This is a genomic window from Streptomyces mobaraensis, from assembly GCF_020099395.1.
Lineage (GTDB): Bacteria > Actinomycetota > Actinomycetes > Streptomycetales > Streptomycetaceae > Streptomyces.
Window position 1 is genome coordinate 1856464 of record NZ_CP083590.1, and the last position, 12463, is coordinate 1868926.

At 70.8% G+C, this 12463-nt stretch carries 12 protein-coding genes; 1 reads left to right on the forward strand and 11 read right to left on the reverse strand.

Going from position 1 to position 12463, the window contains the following annotated elements:
• Window positions 1–18 precede the first annotated feature (18 nt).
• The 4 genes from K7I03_RS07690 to K7I03_RS07705 form a co-directional block, all read right to left on the reverse strand.
• Window positions 19–780: a DUF3159 domain-containing protein gene (locus K7I03_RS07690; protein ID WP_398856760.1), complete on the reverse strand. Its 762-nt coding sequence runs from the start codon at window positions 778–780 to the stop codon at window positions 19–21.
• A 3-nt stretch (window positions 781–783) separates the two neighbouring features.
• Window positions 784–1182, reverse strand: coding sequence for an OB-fold nucleic acid binding domain-containing protein (locus tag K7I03_RS07695; RefSeq protein WP_185943286.1), 399 nt, complete (start codon window positions 1180–1182; stop codon window positions 784–786).
• Window positions 1183–1291: 109 nt separating this feature from the next.
• Window positions 1292–1981, reverse strand: coding sequence for a response regulator (locus tag K7I03_RS07700; RefSeq protein ID WP_185943287.1), 690 nt, complete (start codon window positions 1979–1981; stop codon window positions 1292–1294).
• 100 nt (window positions 1982–2081) lie between these two features.
• The gene (locus K7I03_RS07705) at window positions 2082–4634 is read right to left on the reverse strand and encodes an ATP-binding protein (protein WP_185943288.1); all 2553 of its coding nucleotides are present in this window, start codon (window positions 4632–4634) and stop codon (window positions 2082–2084) included.
• Between the two features lie 269 nt (window positions 4635–4903).
• On the opposite strand from K7I03_RS07705, the gene K7I03_RS07710 reads away from it, so the two are divergent.
• On the forward strand, window positions 4904–5668 hold the full coding sequence (locus K7I03_RS07710; RefSeq protein ID WP_185943289.1) for an SDR family oxidoreductase: 765 nt from the start codon (window positions 4904–4906) through the stop codon (window positions 5666–5668).
• A gap of 51 nt (window positions 5669–5719) precedes the next feature.
• On the opposite strand, the gene kdpC is transcribed toward K7I03_RS07710, so the two are convergent.
• From kdpC to K7I03_RS07745, 7 genes are all read right to left on the reverse strand, one after another.
• Window positions 5720–6370, reverse strand: coding sequence for a potassium-transporting ATPase subunit KdpC (kdpC, locus tag K7I03_RS07715; protein ID WP_185943290.1), 651 nt, complete (start codon window positions 6368–6370; stop codon window positions 5720–5722).
• 7 nt (window positions 6371–6377) lie between these two features.
• Window positions 6378–8489 carry a potassium-transporting ATPase subunit KdpB gene (gene kdpB / locus K7I03_RS07720; RefSeq protein ID WP_185943291.1) on the reverse strand — a complete coding sequence of 704 codons (2112 nt, stop codon included), beginning with the start codon at window positions 8487–8489 and terminating at the stop codon, window positions 6378–6380.
• A complete protein-coding gene (kdpA, locus tag K7I03_RS07725; protein WP_185943292.1) occupies window positions 8486–10177 on the reverse strand; it encodes a potassium-transporting ATPase subunit KdpA in 1692 nt (563 codons plus the stop codon). The genes kdpB and kdpA overlap by 4 nt, the downstream gene beginning before the upstream one ends.
• Window positions 10178–10185: 8 nt before the next feature.
• A complete protein-coding gene (kdpF, locus tag K7I03_RS07730; protein ID WP_171162596.1) occupies window positions 10186–10275 on the reverse strand; it encodes a K(+)-transporting ATPase subunit F in 90 nt (29 codons plus the stop codon).
• Between the two features lie 313 nt (window positions 10276–10588).
• Complete coding sequence (locus K7I03_RS07735; protein ID WP_185943293.1) at window positions 10589–11356, reverse strand: DUF3710 domain-containing protein; 768 nt, start codon at window positions 11354–11356, stop codon at window positions 10589–10591.
• 1 nt (window position 11357) lies between these two features.
• On the reverse strand, window positions 11358–11858 hold the full coding sequence (dut, locus tag K7I03_RS07740; protein ID WP_004949305.1) for a dUTP diphosphatase: 501 nt from the start codon (window positions 11856–11858) through the stop codon (window positions 11358–11360).
• A complete protein-coding gene (locus tag K7I03_RS07745; RefSeq protein WP_185943294.1) occupies window positions 11855–12439 on the reverse strand; it encodes a PaaI family thioesterase in 585 nt (194 codons plus the stop codon). The genes dut and K7I03_RS07745 overlap by 4 nt, the downstream gene beginning before the upstream one ends.
• Between the last annotated feature and the right edge of the window lie 24 nt (window positions 12440–12463).

The following is a 12463-nucleotide window of genomic DNA, read 5'->3' on the forward strand; positions in this document are numbered from 1 at the left end:
GTCACGAGGCCGATGGTGTCACGAGGTCACCCTGTCCTCCGCGGCGCTCCCCGCGCCACTCCCCGCGGCCTTCGCCTCGCGCTCGGCGGCCTCCGCCGCCTCCATCTCCGCGAACACGTCGATCGGCGGCGGCGCCTTGGCCAGGAAGATCCAGGTCAGATAGACGGAGAGCAGCATCGGCGGGATGCCGAGCGCCACCTTGACCCAGCCCAGCTGCGTCGCGTCGCCCCACCAGTAGAGCGGGAAGAGGATCGCGGACTTGGCGAGCAGGATCAGCCCCCAGGCCCAACTGGCCTTGGTGTACGCCTTCTTGCGGCCCGGGTTGCGGGTGCGCCAGGAGAGGTTCTCCTTGAACACCGGGCCCAGGATCAGGCCGAGCAGCGGACAGCCGAGCACGGCCGTCACGATGTAGGCGACCGCCAGGCCGAGGGTGTAGAGCATGCCCGGCAGGTAGAAGTTCTTGGCGTCGCCGGACATCATCGCGAAGACCGCGCCGAAGGCCACGCCGAAGACGCCGCTGAAGGCGTGCTTGAGGGTGTCCTTGCGGACCAGCCGGGCGACACCGAGCACCAGGGACAGCGCCAGGGCGGCGATGGCGGCGGTGTGGATGTCCCGCTTGACGGTGAAGACCGCGACGAACACCAGGCCGGGGACGGTGGTCTCCACCATGCCCCGCACCCCGCCGAACGCCTCGAACAGGGCGGCTTCGGTGGCCGAGCGGGAATCCTCGTCCCGGTGCTTTCCGGTCGGCCGGTCCATCGGTTCGTCGAGAGACGACAAGGGCTACTCCTGTCCGAGCGGTCGGAGTTCGTATCGGGGGTTGAACAGCACTCTCCGGCCGTGGCTCATGGAGATCCGGCCGGAGGCGATCAGCTTACGGCCCGGTTCTATCCCGGCGATGGAGCGGCGCCCCAGCCAGACGACGTCCAGGGCGGCGGAGCCGTCGAACAGCTCGGCCTCCAGGGCGGGCACCCCGGCCCGGGGGCGCAGGGTGACGGTCCGCAGCGTTCCGGTGACCGTGACGATCTGCCGGTCACCGCAGTCGCCGATCTTGGTGCAGCCCACCGCTTCCGCGTCCTGCTGCAGCTCCGCGTCGTGCAGCTCCTCCTGCGAGGTGGAAAGCCGGTCGAGCATCCGGCGGAAGCGGCCGGTCGGCTTGTCGGAACGGGATACGGCACTCATGAAACCAGCGTACCGGGGCCGGGGAGGGCCCTTGCAGTCTCCGGTCACGGCTTTCCCGAACGACGCAGAGACCCCGGCCCGCCCGGCTCGGCCGGGAGCGCCCGCCGCCTCACAGCTCGAACCGGTACCCCATCCCCGGCTCGGTGATGAAGTGCTTCGGATGCGAAGGATCCTGCTCCAGCTTGCGCCGCAGCTGTGCCATGTACACCCGCAGGTAGTTCGTCTCCGTCCCGTACGACGGCCCCCACACCTCCTGGAGCAGCTGCTTCTGGCTGACGAGCCGGCCCGTGTTGCGGACCAGCACCTCCAGCAGGTGCCACTCCGTCGGCGTGAGCCGGACGTCCCGGCCGCCGCGGTTGACCTTCTTCGCGGCCAGGTCGACCGTGAAGGCCCCGGTCTCGACGATCGCGTCGTCGCCCGCCGCCGCGGCCCCCGTGGGCTCGGCGCGGCGGACGGCCGCGCGCAGCCGGGCCAGCAGCTCGTCCATGCCGAACGGCTTGGTGACGTAGTCGTCGGCGCCCGCGTCCAGGGCCTCGACCTTCTCGTCGGAGGTCTGGCGGGCCGAGAGCACCAGGATCGGCACCCGGGTCCAGCCGCGCAGCCCCTTGATCACCTCGACGCCGTCCATGTCGGGCAGGCCCAGGTCGAGGATGACGACGTCGGGGTGGCGGGCGGCGGCGAGCTGGAGGGCGGTGGCACCGTCGGGGGCCGCGTCGACCTCGTACTTGCGGGCCTTGAGGTTGATCACAAGAGCGCGGACGATCTGCGGCTCGTCATCCACCACGAGCACCCGGTTCATGCGGAACCACCTCTGCTGTTCGAGCGGACCCCGCCCTGGGGCCCGGGAAGAAATCGACGGGGAGCGGCCTCACGGCCCGAGTGACGGCTCACGCGGCGGCTCACGTCGTCGCCTGCGCCGGCAGGTCCGCGCGCACCGGCGGGCGGCCCGCCGCCATCCGCAGCGTGAGCACCATGGTCATGCCGCCGCCGGGCGTGTCCTCGGCGGCGAGCGTGCCGCCCATGGCCTCGGCGAAGCCGCGGGCCACCGCGAGGCCCAGCCCGACGCCGGCGCCGCGCGGGGCGTCGCCGTAGCGCTGGAAGGGCTCGAAGATGCGGTCCTTGGCGCTGTCGGGGACGCCGGGGCCGCGGTCGGCCACCCGTACCTCGACGCGGTCGCCGAGGGCGCTGGCGGCCACGTGGACGGGCGTGCCGGCCGGGCTGTACTTGACGGCGTTCTCGACGATGTTGGCGACGCTGCGTTCCAGCAGGCCCGGGTCGACGGCGACCATCGGCAGCGTCTCCGGGATGTCGAGCGTGACGCTGCCCTCCGGGACGCCGCCGAGGGCCATCGGGACCACCTCGTCGAGGTCGATCTCGCGGATGAGCGGGGTGACGGTGCCGGTCTGGAGGCGGGACATGTCGAGGAGGTTGCCGACGAGGTGGTCGAGGCGGTCGGCGCCGTCCTCGATGCCGGCCAGCAGCTCGGCCTCGTCCTCCTCGGACCAGGCGACGTCGTCGGAGCGCAGCGAGGTGACGGCGGCCTTGATGGCGGCCAGCGGGGTGCGCAGGTCGTGGCTGACGGCGGCGAGCAGGGCGGTGCGGATCCGGTTGCCCTCGTCCAGCCTGCGGGCCCGCTCGGCCTCGCCGACCAGCCGCTGGCGGTCCAGGACGAGCGCGGCCTGGGCGGCGAAGGCGGCCAGCACCCGGCGGTCCTCGGCGGGCAGCACGCGGCCGGCGAGGACCAGCGCCATGGTGTCGCCGACGGGCATGTCCACGTCGCCGTCCTCGGGGCGCAGCAGCGGCTTGCCGGCGTTGCCGACGACGCTCGCGGCGCAGGTCCAGGGATCGACGTCGCTGGCGCGTTCCAGGAGGGCGACGGAGTCCATGGAGAAGGTCTCCCGCAGCCGCTCCAGCAGCGCCTCCAGGCTGTTGTCGCCGCGCAGCACGCTGCCGGCCAGGAACGAGAGGATCTCCGACTCGGCGCGCAGCCGGGCCGCCTGGTGGGTGCGGCGGGCGGCGAGGTCGACGACGGAGGCCACGGACACGGCGACGAAGATGAAGATCGCCATGGCGACGATGTTCTTGGGGTCGGTGATCGTCAGCTCGTGGAGCGGCCGGGTGAAGAACCAGTTCAGCAGGAGCGAGCCGAAGGCCGCCGAGGCCAGCGCCGGCAGCAGTCCGCCCAGCAGTGCCGCGGCCACCGTCATGCACAGGCACAGCAGCATGTCGTTGGCCAGGCCCAGGTCCGGGAGGACGTGCGTGAGCAGCAGGGTGAGCAGGACGGGCCCGACGAGGCCGACGAGCCAGCCGGCGACGATGCGGCCCTTGCCGAGCCGGGCGCCGCGGGCGACGGGCAGCCCCCGGCCCTTGGCGACCTCCTCGTGGGTGACGATGTGGACGTCGAGGTCGGGGCCCGAGTCCCGGGCGACGGTCTGCCCGACGCCGGGCCCGAAGATGTACTGCCAGGTCTTGCGGCGGCTGGAGCCGAGGACGATCTGGGTGGCGTTGACGCCGCGCGCGAACTCCAGCAGGGAGGCGGGCACGTCGTCGCCTATGACGTGGTGGAAGGTGCCGCCGAGGTCCTCCACGAGGGTCCGCTGGACCGCCAGCTCCTTGGGGGAGGCGGCGGTCAGCCCGTCGCTGCGGGCGATGTAGACGGCGAGGATCTCGCTGCCGGAGCCCTTGGCCGCCATCCGGGCGGCGCGCCGGATGAGGGTGCGGCCCTCGGGGCCGCCGGTGAGGCCCACGACGATGCGCTCGCGGGCCTGCCATATCGTCGAGACGTCGTGGTCGGAGCGGTACTGCCGCAGGTACTCGTCGACCCGGTCGGCGGTCCACAGCAGGGCCAGCTCGCGCAGGGCGGTGAGGTTGCCGGGGCGGAAGTAGTTGGAGAGGGCCGCGTCGACCTTGTCGGGCTTGTAGATGTTGCCGTGCGCCATGCGCCGGCGCAGCGCCTGGGGCGACATGTCGACGAGCTCGATCTGGCCGGCCCGGCGGACGACCTCGTCGGGGACGGTCTCCTGCTGGCGCACGCCCGTTATCGACTCGACGACGTCGCCCAGCGACTCCAGGTGCTGGATGTTGAGGGTCGAGACGACGTCGATGCCGGCCTGGAGCAGTTCCTCGACGTCCTGCCAGCGCTTGGTGTTGCGCGAGCCGGGGACGTTGGTGTGGGCCAGTTCGTCGACGAGGGCGACGGCGGGTCGGCGGGCCAGGACGGCGTCCACGTCCATCTCGGTGAAGACGCCGTCCCGGTAGGTGATCTCCCGGCGCGGCACCTCCTCCAGGCCGTGCAGCATGACCTCGGTGCGCGGGCGGCCGTGGTGCTCCACGAACCCCACGACGACGTCGGTGCCGCGCTCCACCCGGCGGTGGGCCTCGGAGAGCATGGCGTAGGTCTTGCCGACGCCCGGTGCCGCACCGAGGTAGATCCGGAGATTGCCGCGTCCCATGGCCCCATTGTCTTTCAGCGTCGCGCCGGGGACCGGGCCGGTTCTCCGTCCTGGATGCCGCACCGGCGCGCAGGGGAAGCTTACGGCGGGCGGTCCGGACATATCGGGCGCGCGGGGGGTGTGCGCCGGGTATTGACGCAGCTCTGACGCCTGCCGGGCTGTGAGAGCGAGGTACGGACACCCCGACAGGCGTACCGGGACGTTCCGGAATAACGTGAAAATATCGCCAGCGGCGATCCCCCATCATGTCCACGACGAGGAGGGGACACATGTCCGCTCGACCCGATCGCACACTTCGGGACAAGGTCGTCGTGATCGGCGGCGCCTCCCGCAACCTCGGCGGCCTGATCGCGCGCGAGATCGCCCCGGACGGCGCCAAGGTGGTCGTCCACTACAACAGCGACTCCTCGCGCGACAAGGCCGAGCAGACGGCCGCCGATGTCAGGAAGGCCGGCGGCGAGGCCGTCACACACCAGGGCGACCTGACCCGGGTCGCCGAGGTGGAGAAGCTCTTCGACGCGGCGGTGCGGGAGTTCGGCAGGGTCGACTGCGTGGTCAACACGGCGGGCATGGTCATCAAGAAGCCGATGACCGAGACCACCGAGGAGGAGTTCGACAAGATGTTCGCCGTCAACACCAAGGCGGCGTACTTCATGATGCGCGAGGCCGCCAAGCGCGTGGAGGACGGCGGGAAGATCATCACCATCGTCACCTCGCTGCTGGCCGCCTACACCGGCCTGTACTCCGTCTACGCCGGCAGCAAGGCGCCCGTCGAGCACTTCACCCGCGCCCTGTCCAAGGAGCTGTTCGGCCGGAACATCTCCGTCAACAACATCGCCCCCGGCCCCATGGACACCGGCTTCTTCTACCCGGCCGAGACGGACGACTCCATCGCCTACCACAAGTCGTCCGCGATGAACGGCGATCTGACGAAGATCGAGGACATCGTCCCGTATGTGAAGTTCCTGCTCACGGACGGCTGGTGGCTCAACGGGCAGACGCTGTTCATCAACGGCGGCTACACCACGCGCTGACACGCCGAGGGGCCGCGCCGGACGGATCCGGCGCGGCCCCTCGGCACCGCCTCACCGGGAGGCGGCCAGCTCCTTCAACGCGACGTTCAGCTTCAGCACGTTGACGCGCTCCTCCCCCATGAAGCCGAGCTGCCGCCCGTCCGTGTGGTCCTTCACCAGCCGCTCGACCGCGCCGGCCGAGAGGCCGTTGGCCTTGGCGACGCGGGCCGCCTGGAGACGGGCGTAGGCCGGGGAGATGTCCGGGTCCACGCCGGAGGCCGACGCCGTGAGGGCGTCCACCGGAACCGCCGACGGGGAGACCCCGTTGAAGGCGGCGACGTCCGCGCGGCGCTTCTCGACGCTCTCCAGCAGCACCTTGCTGTCGGCCGCCAGGTTGGAGGCGCCCGAGACGAGCAGGTTGTACCGGGTGTTCTCGGTGTTGGGACCGGCCGCCGAGGGGCGCGGCTGGAAGAACTTCGGGTCGGGCAGCGGATTGCCGTCCTTGTCCTTCTTGTCGAGCGTGTAGCTCTGGCCGAGCAGCGCCGAGCCGACGGACTTGCCGTCCACCTTCACCTCGGAGCCGTTCGCCTTGTCGTGGAAGGCCAGTTGGGCCAGGCCCGTGACGACCAGGGGGTAGATCACGCCGCAGACCAGGGTGAGGACGAGCAGGGCCCGGAGCCCGGCTCCCGCCACCCGGGCGGTGTTGCGTACGGAGATGTTCATGGTGTCGTCACCCGATGCCAGGGATGAGGGAGATGAGCAGGTCGATGATTTTGATGCCGACGAACGGGGAGACGAGGCCACCCAGTCCGTAGATCAGGAGGTTGCGGCGGAGCATCGCGTCCGCGCTCATCGGCCGGTAGCGCACGCCCTTGAGGGCGAGCGGGACCAGCGCCACGATGATCAGCGCGTTGAAGATCACGGCCGACAGGATCGCCGTCTGGGGCGAGTGCAGGCTCATGATGTTGAGCTTGTCCAGGCCCGGGTAGGCGACCGCGAACATCGCCGGAATGATCGCGAAGTACTTCGCGACGTCGTTGGCGATGGAGAAGGTGGTCAGCGCGCCACGGGTGATGAGCAGCTGCTTGCCGATCTCGACGATCTCGATGAGCTTGGTGGGGTTGGAGTCCAGGTCCACCATGTTCCCGGCCTCCTTGGCGGCCGAGGTGCCGGTGTTCATCGCGACGCCGACGTCCGCCTGGGCCAGCGCGGGCGCGTCGTTCGTCCCGTCGCCGGTCATCGCCACGAGCTTGCCGCCGGCCTGCTCGCGCTTGATGAGGGCCATCTTGTCCTCGGGGGTGGCCTCGGCGAGGAAGTCGTCGACACCGGCCTCCTCGGCGATGGCCTTGGCCGTCAGCGGGTTGTCGCCCGTGATCATGACGGTCTTGATGCCCATGGCGCGCAGTTCGTCGAACCGCTCCCGCATGCCCTCCTTGACGACGTCCTTGAGGTGGATGACGCCGAGGACGCGCGCCCCCTTGTCGTCCTCCACGGCCACGAGCAGCGGCGTGCCGCCCGCCTGCGAGATCTCGTCGGTGAGCTTCCGGGCGTCCTCCGCGACGGTGCCGCCCTGCTCCTCGACCCAGGCGATGACCGAACCGGTCGCGCCCTTGCGGACCTTGCGGCCCTCGACGTCCACGCCCGACATCCGGGTCTGCGCCGTGAACGGGATCCACTCGGCGCCGGCCAGCTCGCCCTCGTGCCGCTCCCGCAGCCCGTACTTCTCCTTGGCCAGGACGACGATCGAGCGCCCCTCCGGCGTCTCGTCGGCGAGCGACGACAGCTGCGCCGCGTCCGCGACCTCGGCCGCCATGGTGCCCTTGACCGGGACGAACTCGGCGGCCTGCCGGTTGCCGTAGGTGATGGTGCCGGTCTTGTCGAGCAGCAGCGTCGAGACGTCGCCCGCGGCCTCCACCGCGCGCCCGGACATCGCCAGGACGTTCCGCTGCACCAGCCGGTCCATGCCGGCGATGCCGATCGCCGACAGCAGCGCGCCGATCGTGGTCGGGATGAGGCAGACCAGCAGGGCCGCCAGGACGATCATCGTCTGCTCGGCGCCCGCGTAGATCGCGAACGGCTGGAGGGTGACGACCGCCAGCAGGAAGACGATGGTCAGCGAGGCCAGCAGGATGTTGAGCGCGATCTCGTTCGGCGTCTTCTGCCGCGCCGCGCCCTCCACCAGGTTGATCATCCGGTCGATGAAGGTCTCGCCCGGCTTGGTGGTGATCTTGATGACGATGCGGTCGGAGAGCACCTTGGTGCCGCCGGTGACGGCCGAGCGGTCGCCGCCGGACTCGCGGATCACCGGGGCCGACTCGCCCGTGATCGCCGACTCGTCGACGGAGGCCACGCCCTCGACGACGTCGCCGTCGCCCGGGATGACGTCCCCGGCCTCGCAGACGACGAGGTCGCCCACGCGCAGCTCGGTGCCCGGCACCGACTCCTCGGTGCCGCCGGTCAGCCGGCGGGCCACGGTGTCGGTCTTGGCCTTGCGCAGGGTGTCGGCCTGCGCCTTGCCGCGGCCCTCGGCGACGGCCTCCGCGAGGTTGGCGAAGAGGACGGTCAGCCACAGCCAGACGGTGATCGTCCAGCCGAACCAGTCGCCCGGGTCCTTCAGGGCCAGCGCGGTGGTGACCACCGAGCCGACCTCGACGACGAACATCACCGGGGACTTGACCATCACCCGGGGGTCGAGCTTCCGGAAGGCGTCCGGCAGCGATTTCACCAGCTGCGCGGGGTCGAAGAGGCCGCCGGAGACCCGGCCGTGCTCCTCGGCGCCGTGGGCCCGCTCGTCGCCCTCGGGGTCTCCGGAGGCGGTACGGACAGGGGTGGTCGTGCTCATGAGAGTCCCTCCGCCATCGGGCCAAGGGCCAGGGCCGGGAAGTAGGTCAAGCCGGTGATGACGATGATCGCGCCGACGAGCAGCCCCGCGAACAGCGGCTTCTCGGTGCGTAGGGTGCCCGCGGTCTCCGGCACGGGCTGCTGCTCGGCGAGCGAGCCGGCCAGCGCCAGGACGAAGACCATCGGGAGGAAGCGGCCGAGCAGCATGGCGAGGCCGATCGTGGTGTTGTACCAGGGGGTGTTGGCGTTGAGGCCGGCGAAGGCCGAGCCGTTGTTGTTGGCGCCGGAGGTGAAGGCGTACAGGACCTCGGAGAAGCCGTGCGCCCCGCTGCCGTGCACCGAGTTGCCCGCCGTGTTGAGGATCGACTCCGGCGGCGAGGACAGCGCCATCGACAGCGCGGTGAAGCCCAGCACCAGCGTCGGGGTGACGAGGATGTAGCAGGCGGCGAGCTTGATCTCGCGGGTGCCGATCTTCTTCCCCAGGTACTCGGGCGTCCGGCCGACCATGAGGCCCGCGATGAACACCGCGATGATCGCCATGACGAGCATGCCGTAGAGGCCGGAGCCGACGCCGCCGGGCGCGATCTCGCCGAGCATCATGCCCAGCAGGGTGATCCCGCCGCCGAGGCCGGTGAAGGAGGAGTGGAACGAGTCCACCGCGCCGGTCGAGGTGAGGGTCGTGGTCGTCGCGAAGATCGCCGACGCCCCGACGCCGAACCGCTGTTCCTTGCCCTCCATCGCCCCGCCGGCCGCCTGCAGCGCGGCGCCGTGGTGGGCGTACTCGGTCCACATCATCAGCGCCGTGAAGCCGAGCCAGATCAGGCCCATCGTGGCCAGGATCGCGTAGCCCTGCTTGACGTTGCCGACCAGCTTGCCGAAGGTGCGGGTGAGCGCGAAGGGGATGACCAGGATCAGGAAGATCTCGAAGAGGTTGGAGAACGCGTTCGGGTTCTCGAAGGGGTGGGCGGAGTTGGCGTTGAAGTAGCCGCCGCCGTTGGTGCCCAGCTCCTTGATGACCTCCTGCGAGGCCACGGCACCGCCGTTGACCTGCTGCGTGCCGCCGGTCAGCTGTCCGATCTCGTGGATGCCCGCGAAGTTCTGGATCGCGCCGCAGGCCACCAGGACCAGCGCGCCGACCACCGAGATCGGGATCAGGATGCGGACGGTGCCGCGCACCAGGTCGGTCCAGAAGTTGCCGAGTTCACCAGTGCGGGACCGGGCGAAGCCCCGGACCAGCGCGATGGCGACGGCCATGCCGACCGCGGCGGAGACGAAGTTCTGCACCGCGAGGCCGAGCGTCTGCACGGCGTGGCCCATGGCCTGCTCACCGCTGTACGACTGCCAGTTGGTGTTGGCGACGAACGACGCGGCGGTGTTGAACGCCTGGTCCGGCGAGATCGCGGTGAAGCCGAGCGACAGCCGGCCGGGCAGGACGCCCTGGATCCGCTGGAGCAGGTAGAGGAACAGGACGCTCGCCAGCGAGAAGGCCAGCACGCCGCGCAGGTACGCGGGCCAGCGCATCTGCGCCCGCGGATCCGCGCCGATCAGGCGGTAGATCCACTTCTCGGGGCGCAGATGCTTCTCGGAGCTGTAGACGCCGGCCATGTAGTCGCCGAGCGGGCGGTACGCCAGCGCCAGCGCCGCGACGACCGCGGTGAGCTGGAGGACTCCGGAGAGGACGGGGCTCATATCTGTGCTCAGAACCTCTCCGGGAAGACGAGGGCGAGGATCAGGTAGCCCAGCAGGGCGACGGCCACGACCAGGCCGACGATGTTCTCGGTGCTCACAGCTTCGTCACCCCCTTGGCGACGAGAGCCACCAGCGCGAAGACCGCGACTGCGGTGGCGACGAAGGCCACGTCGGCCATCGTGTGCTCCTAGAGAGTTCGGATATGAACGGACCTCTAGAGGAAACCTCCGCAATCAGTGCGCGGGGCGTTCGTTGACGCCTCCCTTACGGCCATTAGCGCCCCCTTGACGGGATCCATACGGAGGCCCCGAAGACCTGCGGAAACGCCACCGGGCCGGAACCCTGGAGAAGGGTTCCGGCCCGGTGGTGGGTCGTTATCAGGCCGTTGACGACGGCCGTTGACGGAGGGTGTCAGCGGACCTCGGAGATCTCCGGGCCGCGCTGGAGGCGCTCCACGCCCCCGGCGAAGCGGGAGCCCTGCTGCTCGTCCTGCATGCCCTCGGCGACCATCTGGGCGTCGTCGGGCAGCTTGAGGACGATCGGGTCGCGGGGCGCCATCGGCGACTCGCCGCGCACCACGACGGTGTCCCGGAAGATCTGCTCCAGCATGCCGGCGGTCTGCGGCTGCACCGCGCCCTGGCCCGAGATCACACCGCGCAGGAACCAGCGCGGTCCGTCACAGCCCACGAAGCGCACCAGCTGCACCCCGTTCGTCCCGTCCGGGAGGGCGACGGGCACCTGCGCCCGCAGCTCCCAGCCCAGCGGGCCCTGCACCTCGTCCACGACACCGCCCTGCTGGGTGATGCCGCCGGCGATCTCGTCCCGCACCTCGTGCCAGATGCCCTCGCGCTTGGGGGCGGCGAACGCCTGGAGCTGCACCGCGCTGTCGCGCAGCACCACGGTCGCGGCGACGATCGCGTCCCCGGCGACCTCGACCCGCAGCTCCATTCCCTCGACGCCCGGCACGAACAGGCCGCCCAGGTCGACCCGGCCCTCGGCGGGTGCGTGGACCTCGGAGACGTCCCACGGCCCGTCCGGGCGCGGCTCCGGCTCCAGCCGGACCCGGCTCTCGGCCGCGGCGTCCTGTACGGACTCCGCACCCTCGGCGGACTCCTCGGAGGTCACGTCGTCGAACTGCTCGACGGCGTCCTCGCTGCGCTTGCGGCGACGACCGAACACGTCACTGTCCTTCCCGGTCAGAGGCGACCGAAGCGAATCCATGCCCCACGGCTGCGTGGCCCCCGGTGGACCCGAAGCCCCCTTCGCCCCGCGCCGAGCCGGGAAGCTCCGCCACCTCGTGGAAGCGGACCTTCTCGACCTGCTGGACAACCAACTGGGCAACGCGGTCGAACCTCTCGAACCGCACGCTCTCGCGCGGGTCCAGATTGACCACAATCACCTTGATCTCTCCACGGTACCCGGCATCGATGGTCCCCGGGGCGTTCACCATGGAGACCCCGCACCGGGCCGCGAGACCCGAACGTGGATGCACGAAGGCCGCATACCCATCGGGCAGCGCGATCGACACACCCGTCGGGAGAACGGCGCGTTCCCCGGGGGCGAGCACGGCCGCCTCGGTGGTCACGAGGTCGCAGCCGGCGTCACCGGGGTGACCGTAGGCGGGGACCGGCACCTCGGGGTCGAGGCGGCGGATCAGGACGTCGACGGGGGGACGGCTCACGGGTTCACCTCGAAGGCTCGGACGACCTTGACCTGATCCGGGTCGGCGAGCGCCGCGTTGATCTCTTCCGGGCGGCCGTTGTTGATGAAGTGCTCGACCTTGACCTCGATGAAGACCGCGTCCGCGCGGACCGCGACCGGTCCGTCGGGTCCGCCGAGCCGTCCGGTGGCCGTGCAGTAGATCTTGCGGTGGTGGACGGCGACGGCCTTCGCCTCCAGGTACAGCACGCTGTCCACGGGGACGGGCAGCAGGAAGTCCGTCTCCAGCCGGCCGGTGACGGCGATGACCCGGGTCAGCCAGTTCAGCGACCCCAGGGTTTCGTCCAGTGCCGTCGCCAGCACGCCGCCGTGCGCCAGGCCGGGGGCTCCCTGGTGCGCTTCCTTGACCCGGAACTCGGCCGTCACGGCCACGCCCTCGCCGGCCCGCACCTCCAGGTGCAGACCGTGCGGCACGCCCGCGCCGCAGCCGAAGCAGTTCTCGTAGTGCGCCCCGATGACCTCGCCCGGCGCGGGGGCCTCGGGGTGCCGCACCGGCGGTCCGGCGTCGGCCGGCGGTGTCAGCGCTGTCGTTCGTCCACTCACAGGGGCTGACCTTACCCGCGCGAG